Origin of the sequence: Haloplanus sp. HW8-1 (genome assembly GCF_023703795.1) — an archaeon.
In the GTDB taxonomy this organism is placed as follows: Archaea; Halobacteriota; Halobacteria; order Halobacteriales; family Haloferacaceae; genus Haloplanus; species Haloplanus pelagicus.
Window position 1 is genome coordinate 40009 of record NZ_CP098518.1, and the last position, 15771, is coordinate 55779.

Below are 15771 nucleotides of genomic sequence, written 5' to 3' on the forward strand. Positions count from 1 at the left end.
ACGCGAGACTCAGTAGGCACTTCGAGGTTGGTCGGTAGCGCGGACGGTGCTACGACACCGCCCGCGTTACGGTTCTGCGGTTAAGCCATGCAAACCGCATGTACCACGGGACGAATGTCCCGCACGACCGGAAACGGACCGCGCGGAGAAAGATTTGACGACGGAGACTGTGTGGTCTGTGGTGACCCGGCCGACGGAGTCGACGCGCCCACGCGCCAGCCTATCTGTCGGCGCTGCGCGTCGATTCGGTGCGACGGCGGACAGGAGATCCGACCGGGACGCCGGCGCGTCACGTCGTCGATCACCTTCGGCGGCGCTTCGAGCAACTACGTCAGTACGCCGGACGAGGACGTGAACCACCTCAGCGGCGAGGTGAGCATCAAGGTGTCCGGCGCGTCGTCGGACTACCCGCACCCGACGCGGCTCCAGCGGGAGATCGAGGCCGCCGTCGCCGACGTGCTCGACGACTACGCCGATCGGGTGAGCGACGACGTCGACCGCGGTGACGGTGTCGAGACGGACGGCGGCGAGGATCAGTTTTCGGTCCGCGTCGGCGAGATGGTCCGGGAGATCGAGGAGGACGTCGAGGACTCGACGAAGGCCGAGGCGATGCTGTACGCCCGCTGTTCGGCCGCGTTCGAGGACGCGGTGAACACCACCGATCTGCCGCCGGAGAACGCGCTCGGCGTCATGACGGCCGCGCTCTTCGAGGCGGCCGACACGGTCGGATACGCGCGCTCCGACGTGATCGAGACGGCGCGCGAGCACTACGTCGACGGTGACGACGTCGACCGTGGCGACGGTGTCGAGACGGACGGCGGTCGCAACCTCTACACCTGCGACACGCCGACCTGCGACGGCGAGAAGGAAGTCATCACGCCCGACGGCTACGTCTGCCGAGACTGTGCCGACGCCCTCGCCGTGCAGTACGAGGAAGTCGACCGCGGCGACGGGGTGGTTTCCGACGGCGGGCTTCTCACCGGCGGCGGCCGCTATCACGTCGTCTGTTCGGACTGCACGTACGAGCATCTCAAACGCGAGCGCCACCAGGCCGCTCGGGCCGTCGACGACCACCGGACCGACGAGCCGAGCCACGACGTGCGATTCGAGGAGGTGCGTGGACGGTGAGCGGGACGCCCCTCGACGACCTCGACGACGAGGAACTCGGTGAACTCGTCCGGAACACCGCCGCGTTCCGCGCGGCCGCCGCGTGTGCCCGCTTCGCCGACGAGGCGCAGGAACTCCGGTCGAACGACTCGCTCGCCTACGACCGACTCGTCCGCGAGACGCACGAGCGACAGGGGACGAGCGTCACCAAGCGCGGGACGACCGCCGAGATCGTCGCCACGTTCCCCGACGTCGTCGAGGACCACGCGGCGCTCGCGAAGCATCCTGCCGACGCTGCCGAGGACGCCGCCGACGAGGTGGTCGATCCGTGACTGACGGCGACGCCTACTCGGTGACGGTGAAGATGACCCGCGGGACGTCGAGCGACGACAAGGAAGTCGTGAAGACGGAGGTGTCCGCGGACACGCTCGACGAACTCGACGAGAAGATGACGGCGATCCGCGAGCGGATGGACGACTGGGCCGGCGACCTGCGCGAGATCCAGCCGGTCGCCCACCCTGCCGGCCACGACGATCAGGCGACGCTCGGGGAGGGGTCGACGTGAGCGACGGCGAGCGCGCCCGTCCCGACCTGACGCCGTCGGACGCCGTCGACCGGTGGCTCGACCGCCAGCGGATGGAACTCGCCGAATCGTCGGTCGGAAGCTACGCCCGACGTCTCGGTCACTTCGTCGAGTGGTGCGACGACGAGGGTGTCGACCACCTCGCCGACCTCGAACCGTGGGACCTCGGTGCCTACGAGGACCACCGGCGCGCGGTCGTCGCGCCCGTCAGCCTCAACAACGAGTTGACGACGCTTCGGCAGTTACTCGACTGGGCGGCCAGCCTCGACCTCGTCGACGACGCCGTCGCCGAGGCGGTCGACCCGCCGAAGGTCGACAAGGCCGACCAGGTGAGCGAGACTCTGCTCGAACCGGAACGTGGCGAGGCGCTACTCGCGGTGTTCCGTGCCGGCCGTCAGTACACGCGGGAACACGCGTGGCTCGAACTGTCGTGGTGGACCGGCGCCCGGATGGGTTCGATCCGTGGCCTCGACGTCGACGACGTCGACCTCGACGAGGGACACGTACAGTTTCGGCACCGGCCCGAAGAGGAGACACCGCTGAAGAACGGGTACGACGGCGAGCGGATCGTCGGGATCTCCGACGACGTCGCCGAGGCGTTGAGTGCGTACATCAGCAACCGCCCCCAGACGACCGACGACTACGGTCGTCGCCCGGTGTTCGCGACCCAGTACGGGCGGATCGCCGGCTCGACGCTACGGGAGACCTGTTACTACGCTACCCATCCCTGTCGTGCGGTTCCGTGTCCCCACGAGAAGGACCGGGTCACCTGTGAGCACCATTCGCGGACATCCTCGTACGGGTGTCCGTCGGCTCGGTCGCCCCACGAGGTGCGGTCCGGAAGTATTACCTGGCAGCTTCACCGCGGACTCTCGAAGGACGTCGTTGCTGACCGCGTGAACGCAACGATCGAGGTGATCGAGCGGCACTACGACCAGGCGCGACAACTCGAAGAGTTCCGACAGCGGCGGGCTGCCCACTTGCACAAGCTCGGGATCGACAGCAACGAGGAGAACACATGACCAACGCTACGACCGACGACGTCGAACGGCGCAGAGTCCAAATCCGGGCGGTCCCACTCCCACTTTTTGCTCGGTCGCTGCGCTCCCTCGCAAAAACTTGGGGAAAAACCGAAGGGCAAGATTCGAATCAGGGAGCGAAACGAGCGACGTGAGCGGAGCGACCGTGGTTCGCAATTCGGGCGGTCCCATACCGTTATTCCGGCGAAACAACAGACTGCGGGCACCCGCTTAACTCGGGAGGTGGTCGCCCGTGAGTACGACCTCGACCACCGTCCGGACGAGGCGGAGTGGTACGACTGCGTGAATCTGCGGACTGGGACGAAGTACGAGGTGAAGTCGACGGTCCGGGAGTACAGGGGCGAGTATTCGGACGGTGACCCCGGTCGGTACAGGCTGTGGGAGGACCAGCACGTCTCGCTGGTGCGGGCGGACGCGTCAGGGACCGCGTGGTACGCGTTCGTGCTGTACGACCGCGACGGCGGTGAGCCGCTGCAGATACGGCGGATGCGGCCCTCGACGGTGACGACGGTAGTCGAGGAGATCGGGGACGGCGGGTGGAATCTATCGGGGCATCAGCGACGGGAGCGGCAGCAGAAGGTGCCGTGGAACGCGCTTTTTGATTGACCGTGGAAGATGTCTGCTCATCCGGTTATTTATCGATGGATTTCTTACTAACTAGTACACTCATCCGCCGATGACCGTCGACGACGTCCGCGACGCACCGGCGATCGCGTCGACGATGATGACACCGGGTGGACGTACCTGACGTTCCACGACCTACGTCGGACCTGGGCGACGGCGCTCGCGAGCGAAGACGTTGATCCCCTGCTCGTCTGTGACTGGGGCGGCTGGAACGACCTGGAGACGTTCTTAGATCACTACCGCGGGACCTTCTCGCCAGAAGCGCAGAAGCGGGCGCGCGACGGTGTCGCGTGGCTTTAGTACGTCTCGACGTCGACCCCGAACGCTTCGAAGTCGTCGACGTTCCGCGTGAGAACTGGTTCGCCTTCTATCTCGCCTGTGGCACCAATAGCGGCGTCACCTTTGTTTTTCTTCAGTTTCGCGGTGTTTCCCTCCCCGATCCGTCGCCCGGCGAGTCGAGAGATTTCGTCAGTCATCGGAACGAACGGGTGCGGTTGTAGCACCTGACGCACTTTCTGTTCCTCATCGTCGGTCATCTCCGCCCCGACACCGATGTAGAGTTCGAGTACTGCCATCGCGGGTATCTTGACCGGGATACCCCCCGCTTCGAGTTCGCGGAGCTTCTGTCGAGCGCCAGCGTCCCGCTTCATCAGATCGATTAAGAAGTCCGTGTCGGCGATCATTCGAACTGACCGAGGACTTCGTCGACTTCGCGGGCATCGGCTTCGTTTGCCTCCTCGATTGCACCTTCCATCCGTTCGACCCGACTCTCGTCGTCGAGCACGTCCCCCAGTTCGGCAAGCGAGCGGCCGCCCAGCAGCCGCTCGACGGCCTCCGAAAACGTCTCGTCGTCTCGCTTGTTCTCCCGAAGACGTTCATAGACGTCGTCGTCCAAGCGGATCGTTTTGGTTCCCATGTATACGCAGTATACTTCGAGCTACTTAGGGGACGGGTTTACCCGAACCCCGCCCACCACCCGGGCCGCACCTTATCGGGTGGCCGCACCGCCGGGAGCGGCCGCCTCAACTCGGCGTCGACGTCCCCGTCGAGATACATCTCGCCCCAGCCGGTAATCTCGTACTCGTCGTCGAGCCCGACGTCGCGAAAGTAGACGTCGACGCACCCCGCGTTCGCGAGGACGCGACACCGATTCTCGATCCGGCGTCGGTCGCCCTCGATGCCCTGTTCGTAGGCGATCTCCCACGCCGTCGCCGTTGACACCGACGACAGATACTCGAGGATGCGGTCGTCGGTGTGGGTCATCCAGGGGCCGGTCTTTCTCACGGAGGGTTTCTACGCCTGCGCTTCGCCCTGCTCTCCGTTCGATCCCTCGGATCCGTCGACTCGCCACCGTTCGAGCGTTCGTGTGCTGTCTTGGTGGATGCGTTCAGCACGATACGCCGAGCGTTCGATCCAGTCGGTTTCGGTTCGATCACTCTCTTCGGCCGAGCGGACCGGTGACGGTCGGTCGTGGATCACTCCCGGTCGACCGTCCGCAACTCGACGGCGAAGACGGCGCCTTCGGGTTCGTTGTCTTCGACCCAGACCTCACCGCCGTACTGGGTGACCAGGTGCTGGACCAGGTAGAGACCGAGCCCGGTGCCGGTACTGTCGAGTCCCTTCTCGCCCTGTCCGAAGATTTCGTCTTTCTGCCCGTCGGGAACGCCAGGGCCGTTGTCCGCCACGTAGACGACGACGCTCCCGTCGCGGTTCGTCGCCGACACCGAAATCTCGGGTGGATCGCTGTCGTTGTGTTGGACGGCATTGGAGAGGAGGTTCCGGAACACAGAGTCCAACATCGGATTGGCTTGGACCTGCACTGCCGGCAGCGAGCCCTCGACCGTCAGGCGTACGTCCGGATGTTCGGCCTCGATTCTATTGAGTTCGCTCTCCAGCGTGCTGTGGAGGTCGACTCGTTGTTGGTCGGCCGTTTCCCGTGACACCATCACGTCGGCCATCTCCCCTGCTGTCTCGGTCAGTTCGATCGCGTGGTCGGCGCTGTTTCGCAGCGTCTCGAGATATCCGACTCCCGCCTCGTCGACGTGATCGGCCAAGCGGTCGCCGTACGCAGTCACCAACTGGAGGTCGTTGCGAATATCGTGTCGTAGTACTCGATTCAGAATGTCGAGGTCGTCGCGCTGCTGTTCGAGGCGCCGTTCGTACTCTTTGCGTTCGGTGAGATCCTGAACCACGCCGTCGAAACGCAACTCCCCGTCGACGTCCCTGGCGATCGCCGTCACGGATCCCCAGATGGGCTCCCCGGCGAGCGTTTCGAGTTCGATCTCCTCGTCGGTCACGATACCCTCCTTGGCCAATCTCTCGGCGAACGCGGCTCGATCGTCGCTGTCCCGGTACAGGTCGCTAACGCTGTGTTCTCGAAGTTCCTCCTTGGAGTCGGCATCGAACAACTCGACCATCGCGTCGTTGAGCAACTCGAACCGCCCATCCAGTCCGGGGGTGTTCTGATAGACTCCGATCGGGAGGTTCTCGACGAGACGCTCGTAGCGTTCGAGCGCCCGTCGTCGTTCCTTTCGCCGTGTGATGTCTCGATTGACGGCGACGAATGCCTCGATCGATCCGTCTTCGGCTTCGATCGGGGAGATCGTCTGGTCGAGGATGATCTCCTCGCCCCCTTTCGTCTCGTCGTGCATCTCGTTGTGCCACGGGTTTCCAGCCGTGATCGTCTCCCACAGTTCCTCGTACACTGCGTCGTCGTGTTCGGTCGACTGGAGGAGTGTCGGCGTCTCGCCGACGGCTTCGTCGGCGGTGTATCCCGTTATCTCTTCGAACGCCGGGTTGACGTAGCGAATCGTCCCCTCCGGGTCCGTTATGTAGATCGCGTGGGCAGCCTGTTCGACGGCTTCCTTGAACTGGCGGAGTCGTTGTGCTCGCCGTTTTCGCTCGGTCACGTCCGTGAAGGTCGCGAGAACGGCCGGGCCCCCCTCGTGTCGAATCCGCGCGACTTTCAGATCGATATGCCTGCGCTGACCCGTAGCGGTCAGAACCCCGACGTCGTAGCGATCAGGTGGGTGGGATCCCCGAATTCGGCTCTCGTGCCGCTCCCGTACGAGTTCGCGGTCGTCCGGAACGATGATCTCCTCGATGGACCGTCCCACCAACTCCGCTTCGGGGACGCCGAGCAACTCGGTCATCGCCTCGTTTACGAAGACGAGTTCGGCGTCTTGGACGATGGCGATACCGTCCTGACTCTGTTCGACGAGCGTCGTGTACCGCTGACGTTCCTCTTCGATGGCCCGTTTCTGCTGCTCGCGTCGCCTGATCGCGGCTTCGAGCGTCCGGCTGAGGTCGTTGAATGCGGCTTCGATTCGTTTCCACTCGTCGCCGCTGCCAAGCGTTATCTGGGTTCCGTACTCCCCGTCTTCGAGCGTCTCGAATCCACCGAGCAGTCGTTCGAGTTGCCTGATGTTTCGTCGGTAGACGATCCAGCCGATCCCTCCCAGCATCCCCAGCAGGACGACGAGCGACCCGATCTGGACGTACGTAACCGTCCGTATCGTCGACTGGACGGTGTTTCGGCTCTCTTGGACGCTCACCGTCCAGCCGGTCGCGGGGACCGTCGCGTTCCGGGTGATCAGATCGGTCGTCGGATCGGGATCGGCATCGTAGATGGCCGTTCCGTCCCGTGCGTAAATCGTCAATCCTTGCTCTCGTTCGAGCGTCGAGCCGAACCGAGAGAAGAACGTGTCCCCGGAGAGATGAACGGCGGCGTTGACGGTTCCGACGACTTCGCCCTCACGACGGATCGGCGCACTCACCGTGACGACGTAGTTCCCGGACGCCGCTTTGAACGGTCTGCTGATGTACGTCCGTCCGTCTCTGGCCTGCCGAAAATACTCCCGGTCGTCGAACTGCGACCCGACGAGGCTGCGACGGCTCTCGGCCGACACGTTCGCCACGATGGCCGTCATCGTTCCGTTGGCGGCGATGACCGAGGCACCGGCGAACGCGGATCGGTTCACGAAACTCCCCAAGGCCTCCCGTTGGGCGACGGTTCCGTGACGAGCGAGCGCAGGATTCGCCGCCGCGACCCCGACCGTTCGCTCGAGCGTCAGCAGTTGCTTGTTCAGTTCCGACTGGACGTGCTCGGTGGTCCGGTTCACCTCGGCCGTTTCCTGCGCGTACAGCGTTCGTTTGTACTGCTGGAACCCGACGACGATGGCCCCCGTGAAGACGACGGCGACGACGAGAAGAGAGACAAAAACCAACCGTTTCGCGGTCATGTGGGGGCATCTCGAGAATAAATAGTATGAACGTTCCGGTACGGAATCGAGGGAGGGAAGACGGACGCCGGCGGGTCACCCTGCGTCGCGTCCGTGGCCCCTCCAACACCCCGATTCGGCACCCGGCACCCGGCACCCGGCACCCGGCACCCGGCACCCGGCACCCGGCACCCGGCTCTCGGGACCCCATCCGACTCGGTACGGATAGACGGGCCACCGACGCTCGCTTCGCTCGCTCCGGGAGACACGCAAACCCTTACTTCCCGCCGCCCGACCGTCCGATCGATGCCCTCCACCCGATCGATCACCCGCGTCGGGAGCGTCGCGGCCGTCCTCGTCGCCGCGCTCTCGGTCGCAGGATCCGCCGCCGCACAGTCCCCAGTCGCATCCGACTTCGGCCTCGGCTCCCGTCTCGCCCTCCGATTCGGCGGCACGTTCGTCGTCAACCTCGTCCTCGGCGGACTGCTCGTCGCGCTCGCACCGGAGTACGCTCGCAACGCCGTCGACGCGATCCGCGACGATCCCGGAACCGCCGTCCTCTGGGGTCTCATCGTCGGTATCGCCGTTCCCATCGCCCTGGTGTTGGTTGCGCTCACCATCATCGGCCTCCTGATCACCATCCCGGGACTACTGGTCCTCGTCGTCCTCGGCGTCGTCGGCAACGCCGTCTCCATCTGCTGGGTTGGCTCGCTCCTGACCGACGGCGGGGTCGGCGTCGCGGCCGTCGGTGTCGGCGCGCTGGTCCTGGCGCTGATCGCCGTGATCCCCCTCGTCGGTAACCTCGCGACGACCCTGATCGGCTTCGTCGGTCTCGGGGTCGTCGGTCGGGATCTCTACACGTCCTGGCAGGGGTGAGTCGGCAGACCGTGTTCGGAGCCACACGCCGTCGGGGCGCTCCCGGTGTCGCCGGCTCGACATCCCGAACGGGGAACAAAGGTGAAGTGACCGGGGAGTTTCGAGGCGGACGAATGACCGACCAGGACACCGAGTTCACGGCCGACGCGGCCGTCGAGCACTGCCGGCGCCACGGTGTCGTCCCGACGGACGCCGACGCGACAGCGCGAGCACTCGGCGGCGGCGTCTCGAATCACGTCTACGAGGTGACGTGGGACGACGGCTGCGTCGTGGTGAAGCGGCCGCTCCCGAACCTCGCCGTCGCGGACGACTGGCCCGCCGACGTCGACCGCGTCCACAACGAGGCGGCTGCGATCCGCACCTACGAGTCGGTACTCGCCGCGGCCGGCGTGGGCGCTCGGGTTCCGGGCGTCGTGTGCGAATCCGACGACCACGTCATCGCAATCGAGTGTGCACCTACGGACGCGCCGATGTGGAAGCGCGAACTGCTCGACGGACGGGTCGACGCCGGCGTCGCGGCCACCGTGGGGGCAGTCCTCGGTGCGGTCCACGATGCGACGGCCGACGACCCCACGGTGCGGGAGACCTTCTCCGAGAAACGGCCGTTCGACCAGTTGCGCGTCGATCCCTACCACCGCGCCACCGCACGGCGCAACCCGGACGTGGCCGACGCCATCCGCACGGAGATCGACCGGATTCTGGCGACCGACCGTGCACTCGTCCACGGCGACTACAGTCCGAAGAACGTCCTGGTCGACCGCGCGGCCGGCACCGTCCCGTGGATCCTCGATTTCGAGGTTGCTCACTGGGGTGACCCCGCCTTCGACACCGCGTTCATGCTCAACCATCTCTACATCAAGTCGATCTACAACCACGACCGGCACGCGGCCTACGCCGACGCAGCCACTCGATTCTGGGATGCCTACGACGACGCCGTCCGGTGGGACATCGAACGCGAGACGGTGACTGAACTCGCGGTGTTGATGCTCGCCCGGGTCGACGGCAAGTCGCCGGTCGAATACGTCGAGCGCGAAGCGGTCGCCGGCGCACTCCGCCGGGTGGCGAAACGGACACTCCGCAGCGACACCCGGACCCTGTCGGCGTTCGCGGCGCTGGCCCGCGGGGAGGCGGCGGCGCTGTGACCGCGATCGAGGGGGTCGAGGCTTGGGAGGTACTCGACTCGCGGGGCGATCCGACGGTCCGCGTCCGCGTCGAGACGGCCGACGGGACGGGTACGTTCACCGTTCCCGCAGGGGCGAGCACGGGGGCCCACGAGGCGGTCGAGCGCCGCGACGGCGGCGACCGCTACGGGGGACGTGGCGTCCGCGGCGCCGTCGCGGCGGTCCGCGAGGAACTCGCCCCCGTCGTCACGGGGCGACGGGTCACCGATCAGCGGGGCATCGACGAGGCACTCGTCGATCGCGACGGCACCGACGACCTGTCGCGACTCGGTGCCAACGCCGTCCTCGGCGTCTCGGGTGCCGTTGCCCACGCCGCGGCCGCGGCGACGGACCGTCCGCTGTACGAGTCGCTGGCCCCGGCGTCGGGGCCGGGAGCGATCCCGCTGCCCATGGTCAATATCCTGAGCGGCGGTCTCCACGCGGCGGCCGACCTGCCGATCCAGGACGTCCTCGTCGTTCCCGTGGGGGCGGCCACGTATCCCGAGGCGCTGGAGACGGCGTGGGAGGTGCGCCACGCGACGGGTGCCCGCCTCGGCACGGACGATCACCCGCCACCGGTCGCCGACGAGGGCGGGTTCGTCCCCCCAGTCGCCGACGCGACCGCGGCCTTCGACCTCGTCGTCGAAGGTATCCGGGATGCGGGATACGTGCCCGGCGACGAGGTGGCCATCGCCGTCGACGTGGCGGCGACGCATTTTCACGACTCCGACGCCGACCGGTACGCCCTCGGCGGCGAGACGGTGGACCGTGAGGCGATGATCGACCGCGTGTCCGGGTGGGTCGAGGCCTATCCCGTCCGATCCATCGAGGACCCTCTCGCCGAGGACGACTGGCGTGGCTGGGAGCGGCTGGCGGGCCGCGTCGGCGACCGGGTACAGTTGCTCGGCGACGACCTCCTGGCGACGAACGCCGACCGCCTCGACCGGGCGGTCGACGCCGACGCCGCCAACGCCGTCCTGATCAAGCCGAACCAGGCGGGGACGATCACCCGGACGCGACGCGTCCTCGAACGGGCACGGGCGGCCGGCTTGGCGCCCGTCGTCTCCGCCCGCTCCGGCGAAACCTGTGACGCAACGATCGCCGACCTCGCGGTTGCCCTCGACGCCGGGCAACTCAAGGTCGGCTCGCTCGCCAGATCGGAACGCCTCGCCAAGTACAATCGACTGCTCGGGATCGACCGGGCGTACGACGGCGACTTCGCCGCGGCGGCGGCGCTCGCGCCGCGCCGCTGACGGGCGTCGTCGGCCCACTCGAACGTCGGCGTCGCACTCAGCAGCCGTCCAGGCGGTCGACGACCGTCCGAAGTCGGTCGTCGTCGCCGAGGCTCTCGACCAGTGCCGTCGTGGCGTACGTGAGTTCGTACGCCGGTCGTCCCTTTCCGACGGGCGATCGCTCGCTCGCCTCTACCGTCCGCAGGTGGTCGTCGTCGAGTTCGTTGAGCGCGCGGGTCACGTCTGCCTCGGAGACGGTTCCGACCACCTCGTCGACGGCGGTGGCTTCCTCGGCGCAGACGCGGGCGATCTCACCCGCGTGGGCGGGCGTCTCCCCCGCTTCGGACAGCCGTGCGACGGCGAGCAGGGTGAGCCGCTGGACGAGTGTCGTCGAGTCGAGTCGGTCGGTCATACGTGTCAACTGAGCGGCCACCTTCAAAATCGTATCTCATTCGCCCGCGAGCGGCGACGACGAGCGGTAGACCATCCGCATCGGGAGTCCCGTCGGGTCGGTGTCGGGGTCCGGCGGGAGCGTCCGTAGCGTCCCCGGCCCCGGCCGGGCCGTGTAGCCGAGCACCACCGCGTCGAGGACGTCGTCGACGCCGACGGACGCGCCGCCGGTCGCCTCGGCGGCCGACTGCACTACCGGCGGCGCGTCGTGGTCGAACTCCGCGAGCGTGCGCATCCGCTCGGCGTAACCGCCCGCGGTGAGCTTCGAGTGTTCCAGCGGCTCGCCCGCGAAGGCGCGGAAACAGACCTCGGGATGGGCCTCCGCGATCACTTCGCGGGCCTCGGGGAGTTCCTGCAGCAGTTCGTCGACCGCCGCGATGTCGTCGCTGATGGCGAAGGCCTGTTTCGTGAGTCCCGTGCCAGTCTTGCGTTCGTTGACCCGTTTGGCCGCGGGATAGCGGCGCTTGCGTGTCGCCTCCCGGACCGGCGGCGTGAACACCGCCGAGCGTCGCGGGCCGAGCGTCTCCCGCGCCAGCCGCTCGGGTTCGCGTCCCGCCGACCCCTCCTCGATCAGTCCGATCGGCACGTCGAGCAAGATTTGTTCGGCGCGGTCCTCGTACCGGAGCCAGAGGTCACCCACCTCCTCGAAGACGGCCGCGTGGTCGAACTCCTCGGCGTCGAACGCGACGGCGACCCACGATCCCGAACTCACGTCGGCACCCACGTACAGCGGGTCGTCGCTCATCACTCCAATTCAGTCGGGACGTGACTAAAAACCAGTCGCCTCCGACGGCGTGATGACGAGCCGAAACCCGCCGCGATACTCCGTGTCGACGGTCGCCTGCCACCCGTGGACCTGCGCGAGCGTCCGGACCAGCGGGAGGGTGGTGCCGGCCGCCCCGTGGTTCGCCGCGTCCCCGTAGTCGAAGTAGCGGCCGGGGTCGCCGGTCGGCGAGCCGCCGTCGCCGGTGATCGTCAGGGTCCCGTCCCGCCGGTCGACGGTCACCGCCGACGCGCCGTCCTTGAGGAGGAACTCGAACGCTCGTTCGAAGAGCGCCCCGAACCGGCCCGGATCGGCGGCCATCGTCCCTTCGCACGCGACGGTGAGGGTGGCGTCGTCACTTCCGACGGCGGCCCAAGCCGACCGCGCCGTCTCGGGGACGTTGACGGGGACGGGATCGACCACCGTCTGTCCGTACTGTGCGACCGTCGCGAAGTCGTTCATCAGCCGCGTGGTCCGGTCGGTCGTGTCGGTTGCCGTCCGGAGCGCCTCCCGAGCCGCGGTCACCTCCCCCGCGTCGAGGCGTTCGCCCGCCCGGCGGACGTTGCCACGGATGACCGTCACGGCGTTCCGGAGTTCGTGTCGCATCCCCTTCGCGAGGCTCTCCAGTTGCCGATCGTGTCGTTCGAGTTCGCGGCGGTGGCGCTCGATCTCCGTCACGTCGGAGAACACGACGAGCCGCGAGAGCGATCCCTGGCCGACGTCGAACGCGTTCTCGCTCGCCACGTAATGTCTGCGTTCGCCGTCGACGCGCACGTCGACCACCCCGTGATCGTCGCCGTCGGCGCGGTGGTTGCGGCCGTCGCCGTCGAGGGCCGCGGCCACCGCGGGCAGCGCGTCGAGGGGTTCGCCGACCACGTCGTCGAGGGCCGGGAACAGCCGTCGGGCCGCGCCGTTGAACTCCCTGATCCGGCGGTCGTCGTCGAGGAAGATCGTCGCCCCCTCGACCCCGTCGGTGAGTTGGACGGCGAAAAACCGGTCCTCGAAGACGAACAGGCACCCGACGGCGAGGGCCGCCACTCCCAGCGGCGCGTGGATCATATCGAGCAGGACCGGCGACGTGTAGCCCACGATGTCGAGGACGACGGGTGTGCCCGCGAGGCCGACGAGGACGGCGAGCGGCCACGTGTCGTAGTCGGCCTCGCGAAACGTCTCGAACAGGGTGAACATCCCGACCGCCGCGAGCATGTAGGAGAGCCCCGTTACGATCCAGTGGAACAGTCCCTGCCGGATCGCCAGGTGTGGGAACGGCGCCGAGACGAACACCGTGGTGAAATAGAGGTGGTGGATCGGATTGGTGAGTTTCACGACGACGACGGCCAGGTACAGGCCGACCGCGGCCCACCGGTAGGTCGGCCGCCGGTGGTAGTTCCGGCCGGTGTACGCCGAACAGAAGTAGAGCCAGGCGAAGACGGTGCTGAACCCGAGGATGAGGCCGAACAGGTACATGGCGGTCTTGAGCGTCCGGGTCGGCAAGAGCAGGAGGACGGCGTGGGAGCCGGCCCACCCGCTCGTCGTGGCCAGCAGGGCGACGAGACCGTGTCGCGTCGCGGCGTCCTCCACCCGACGGGCGCGGACCGCCCCGACGACACAGCCGATGGCGGCCGTTGCGAAGACAAGGGCGTATCCGACGGTTGGCGATACTCCGACGACCAATTCTCTGTCGGTCCCTGTGCACGGACGGTAACCAATGCTTCGGTTCGGCCGGCGAGGGCCGCCCGTGGCATGCGTGTCTCACTCACGGAAGTCTTATCAGTCGAGGGGGCCTCTGGTTGACTGCAATGGCAACTGGTACGGTCGATTTCTTCAACGACACTGGCGGTTACGGCTTTATCGAGACTGAGGACGCGGACGACGACGTGTTCTTCCACATGGAAGACGTGGGCGGCCCGGACCTCGAAGAAGGACAGGAACTCGAATTCGAGATTGAGGACTCCCCCAAGGGTCCGCGCGCGACCAACGTCGTCCGCCTGTAAGGCGAACGGCGGCTTTCTCGTACACTCTCACGATTTTTGTGCGATCACGCCCCCCAGCGGCGGCGCCGATTCTCACACCTGAAAACACGAACGGCACGTTGAAACCTCCGGACCTCGACGGCTTCGACGAGACTTCCCCATGGATTCGACCGTCGGCCGATTCGCGTTCGCCACCCTGGTGGTCGCCGCCGGCGTCGTCGGCCTCGTTCCCACCGCGGACGTCGTCGGGGCGGCCTCGCCTGCCATCACCGTCACCGTCGACGGGACGAACGTGGCCGACGGTAACACCACCCTAATCGAGTCCGACCCGACCGTCGAGGTCAGCGTCGACGCCGAGCAGTCCATTCGCGTCGTCTCCGTACGCGTCGACGGGACGACCGAGCGGCGCTACACGCCGAACGCCACCTCGCTCGACGAGTCGTTCACGCTCGACCTGCAGAGCGGCGAACACACCCTCTCAGTCGTGGTGAAGACCGACGGCGTCACGACCCACGAGGTGACGGTGACGAAAGACACCGCACGACCCTACGTCGCCTACACCGCACCGTTCGAGACCGATGCCTACGATCCGCCGCCGACCAGCGTGACGGTGAACCGGTCGCGGATCACCCTCGCCGGCGAGTTCACGGACGTGACCGGCGTCGACCACCTCCGCATCGTCCGGACCACCGAGTATCAGGTCGGATCGCTCACCCAGACCGACCGCAAGGTCCACACCGCCACGAACCTGAGCGACTCGTTCGAACGGGAACTGTTCCTCGGCACCGGTCGGAACAACGTGACTGCGTGGTACTACGACGAACTCGGTCACGTCCGGATCCACCACCTCGAAATCACGGTTCAGGACACCGCGCCGCCGACGCTCGCGAACCTCTCGGCGATCAGGCAGGCGCCGGACTCCCTCCGTGTCAGGGGGGAGGCGACCGACAACAGTCAGATCCGGAGCGTCTCGATCACCCCCGTCGACGACGCCGGCACCACCTACCTGCTCCAGCCGGGACTCGGCCAGCCCGATCCCGACCGCCAGCGGACGACGTTCGACTCGAACGTCTCCCTCCACCCCGGGTCCAACGCCGTCGTCGTGCGCGCCACCGACGCGGCGGGGAACACCATCGAGCGAACCGTGACCGTCCAGCGGACCGTCGTGCCCGAACTCCGGTTCGACCGCGGTGGCACCCGCTACGTCAACGGCAGCACGGTCGTCGCCCGGGGTGTGGCGACCGACGGTGAAATCGTCGCTGCGAGCGTCGAGACGGTCGATCCCGAGACGGGCGAGGTAGTGGACATCGCGTCGCTCCACGGCGGCGGCATCGTGACCGACCTCACCTTCGAGCGACACCTCGACGCGCCCGAGGGCCGAACCGCAGTCGTCCGACTCCGCGTCATCGATTCTTCCGGAACCGAACACGTCACCCGGCTCGACCGGACGCTGACGGTCGAGACGCCGACCGTGGCGCCCGACGCGACGCCGACGGCGACCGCCACCCCGGCGAGGACGGCGTCCCCACCGATATCGACGCCGACGCCGACGCCGGCACCCGACTCGTCGGGGCTGACCGTTCCCGTGCTCGGTGTGACGATACCGGTGCCGTCGGTGCTGGGAGCGTCCGTCACCGTTCCGGCCCCGTTCGTCGGGCCGTTCGACGTTCCGATCGTGCCGGTGGCCGCACTGTTCGTCCTCGGCCTCGTGGCCGCCGGTCGCCGCCGATGACCGGACGGCGG

General features: G+C 67.2%; 18 protein-coding genes and 1 pseudogene. 11 read left to right on the forward strand and 8 right to left on the reverse strand.

Annotated elements, in window-relative coordinates; all coding sequences use genetic code 11:
• Positions 1-171: 171 nt before the first annotated feature.
• The 6 genes and pseudogenes from NBT82_RS00275 to NBT82_RS00300 all read left to right on the forward strand — a co-directional run.
• Positions 172-1128 carry a hypothetical protein gene (locus NBT82_RS00275; protein ID WP_251329599.1) on the forward strand — a complete coding sequence of 319 codons (957 nt, stop codon included), beginning with the start codon at positions 172-174 and terminating at the stop codon, positions 1126-1128.
• Entirely contained in the window at positions 1125-1439 is a 315-nt protein-coding gene (locus NBT82_RS00280) for a hypothetical protein (protein ID WP_251329600.1), read from the forward strand. The genes NBT82_RS00275 and NBT82_RS00280 overlap by 4 nt, the downstream gene beginning before the upstream one ends.
• Positions 1436-1672 (forward strand): DUF7389 domain-containing protein, encoded by a 237-nt coding sequence (locus NBT82_RS00285; RefSeq protein WP_251329601.1) that lies wholly within the window; start codon positions 1436-1438, stop codon positions 1670-1672. Before NBT82_RS00280 ends, NBT82_RS00285 begins: the two co-directional genes overlap by 4 nt.
• Positions 1669-2712 (forward strand): tyrosine-type recombinase/integrase, encoded by a 1044-nt coding sequence (locus NBT82_RS00290; RefSeq protein WP_251329602.1) that lies wholly within the window; start codon positions 1669-1671, stop codon positions 2710-2712. The genes NBT82_RS00285 and NBT82_RS00290 overlap by 4 nt, the downstream gene beginning before the upstream one ends.
• A 66-nt stretch (positions 2713-2778) precedes the next feature.
• Positions 2779-3336, forward strand: coding sequence for a PD-(D/E)XK family putative nuclease (locus NBT82_RS00295; protein ID WP_486617149.1), 558 nt, complete (start codon positions 2779-2781; stop codon positions 3334-3336).
• A gap of 60 nt (positions 3337-3396) precedes the next feature.
• Positions 3397-3654, forward strand: a pseudogene (locus NBT82_RS00300) (tyrosine-type recombinase/integrase); the annotation flags it as partial.
• Here the strand turns inward: NBT82_RS00300 and NBT82_RS00305 are convergent.
• The 5 genes from NBT82_RS00305 to NBT82_RS00325 are packed head-to-tail and all read right to left on the reverse strand — an operon-like array spanning position 3651 to position 7595.
• Entirely contained in the window at positions 3651-4037 is a 387-nt protein-coding gene (locus NBT82_RS00305) for a PIN domain-containing protein (protein WP_251329604.1), read from the reverse strand. The pseudogene NBT82_RS00300 and the gene NBT82_RS00305 sit on opposite strands and share 4 nt — an antisense overlap.
• Positions 4034-4270, reverse strand: a complete 237-nt coding sequence (locus NBT82_RS00310; protein ID WP_251329605.1) for an antitoxin VapB family protein — start codon at positions 4268-4270, stop codon at positions 4034-4036. Before NBT82_RS00310 ends, NBT82_RS00305 begins: the two co-directional genes overlap by 4 nt.
• Positions 4271-4308: 38 nt before the next feature.
• Positions 4309-4617, reverse strand: a complete 309-nt coding sequence (locus NBT82_RS00315; protein ID WP_251329606.1) for a winged helix-turn-helix domain-containing protein — start codon at positions 4615-4617, stop codon at positions 4309-4311.
• A gap of 30 nt (positions 4618-4647) precedes the next feature.
• Complete coding sequence (locus NBT82_RS00320) at positions 4648-4833, reverse strand: hypothetical protein (protein WP_251329607.1); 186 nt, start codon at positions 4831-4833, stop codon at positions 4648-4650.
• Positions 4830-7595, reverse strand: coding sequence for a PAS domain S-box protein (locus NBT82_RS00325; protein ID WP_251329608.1), 2766 nt, complete (start codon positions 7593-7595; stop codon positions 4830-4832). Before NBT82_RS00325 ends, NBT82_RS00320 begins: the two co-directional genes overlap by 4 nt.
• Before the next feature lie 285 nt (positions 7596-7880).
• Between NBT82_RS00325 and NBT82_RS00330 the strand changes: the two genes are divergently transcribed.
• From NBT82_RS00330 to eno, 3 genes are all read left to right on the forward strand, one after another.
• Entirely contained in the window at positions 7881-8450 is a 570-nt protein-coding gene (locus NBT82_RS00330) for a DUF8173 domain-containing protein (RefSeq protein WP_251329609.1), read from the forward strand.
• A gap of 113 nt (positions 8451-8563) precedes the next feature.
• Positions 8564-9592, forward strand: coding sequence for a phosphotransferase family protein (locus tag NBT82_RS00335; RefSeq protein WP_251329610.1), 1029 nt, complete (start codon positions 8564-8566; stop codon positions 9590-9592).
• Positions 9589-10863: a phosphopyruvate hydratase gene (gene eno, locus NBT82_RS00340; protein WP_251329611.1), complete on the forward strand. Its 1275-nt coding sequence runs from the start codon at positions 9589-9591 to the stop codon at positions 10861-10863. Before NBT82_RS00335 ends, eno begins: the two co-directional genes overlap by 4 nt.
• Before the next feature lie 37 nt (positions 10864-10900).
• Here the strand turns inward: eno and NBT82_RS00345 are convergent, their stop codons facing one another.
• From NBT82_RS00345 to NBT82_RS00355, 3 genes are read right to left on the reverse strand one after another with little or no spacing between them, the layout of a single operon-like run.
• The gene (locus NBT82_RS00345) at positions 10901-11254 is read right to left on the reverse strand and encodes a Cdc6/Cdc18 family protein (RefSeq protein ID WP_251329612.1); all 354 of its coding nucleotides are present in this window, start codon (positions 11252-11254) and stop codon (positions 10901-10903) included.
• A 36-nt stretch (positions 11255-11290) separates the two neighbouring features.
• Complete coding sequence (locus NBT82_RS00350) at positions 11291-12037, reverse strand: DUF429 domain-containing protein (protein WP_251329613.1); 747 nt, start codon at positions 12035-12037, stop codon at positions 11291-11293.
• Positions 12038-12061: 24 nt separating this feature from the next.
• On the reverse strand, positions 12062-13729 hold the full coding sequence (locus NBT82_RS00355) for a histidine kinase N-terminal 7TM domain-containing protein (protein WP_251329614.1): 1668 nt from the start codon (positions 13727-13729) through the stop codon (positions 12062-12064).
• A gap of 125 nt (positions 13730-13854) precedes the next feature.
• Here NBT82_RS00355 and NBT82_RS00360 point away from each other — a divergent pair, with 125 nt between their 5' ends.
• Positions 13855-14049, forward strand: a complete 195-nt coding sequence (locus NBT82_RS00360) for a cold-shock protein (protein ID WP_049935367.1) — start codon at positions 13855-13857, stop codon at positions 14047-14049.
• A 139-nt stretch (positions 14050-14188) separates the two neighbouring features.
• Positions 14189-15760 carry a hypothetical protein gene (locus NBT82_RS00365; RefSeq protein ID WP_251329615.1) on the forward strand — a complete coding sequence of 524 codons (1572 nt, stop codon included), beginning with the start codon at positions 14189-14191 and terminating at the stop codon, positions 15758-15760.
• The last annotated feature ends 11 nt before the right edge of the window (positions 15761-15771 follow it).

Bases quoted from the DNA above. Each gene is read 5' to 3' on its own strand.
- NBT82_RS00315 (WP_251329606.1), bottom strand. From the start codon at position 4,617: ATGACCCACACCGACGACCGCATCCTCGAGTATCTGTCGTCGGTGTCA.
- NBT82_RS00335 (WP_251329610.1), top strand. From the start codon at position 8,564: ATGACCGACCAGGACACCGAGTTCACGGCCGACGCGGCCGTCGAGCAC.
- NBT82_RS00325 (WP_251329608.1), bottom strand. From the start codon at position 7,595: ATGACCGCGAAACGGTTGGTTTTTGTCTCTCTTCTCGTCGTCGCCGTC.
- NBT82_RS00305 (WP_251329604.1), bottom strand. From the start codon at position 4,037: ATGATCGCCGACACGGACTTCTTAATCGATCTGATGAAGCGGGACGCT.
- NBT82_RS00365 (WP_251329615.1), top strand. From the start codon at position 14,189: ATGGATTCGACCGTCGGCCGATTCGCGTTCGCCACCCTGGTGGTCGCC.
- NBT82_RS00310 (WP_251329605.1), bottom strand. From the start codon at position 4,270: ATGGGAACCAAAACGATCCGCTTGGACGACGACGTCTATGAACGTCTT.
- NBT82_RS00360 (WP_049935367.1), top strand. From the start codon at position 13,855: ATGGCAACTGGTACGGTCGATTTCTTCAACGACACTGGCGGTTACGGC.
- NBT82_RS00345 (WP_251329612.1), bottom strand. From the start codon at position 11,254: ATGACCGACCGACTCGACTCGACGACACTCGTCCAGCGGCTCACCCTG.
- NBT82_RS00330 (WP_251329609.1), top strand. From the start codon at position 7,881: ATGCCCTCCACCCGATCGATCACCCGCGTCGGGAGCGTCGCGGCCGTC.
- NBT82_RS00350 (WP_251329613.1), bottom strand. From the start codon at position 12,037: ATGAGCGACGACCCGCTGTACGTGGGTGCCGACGTGAGTTCGGGATCG.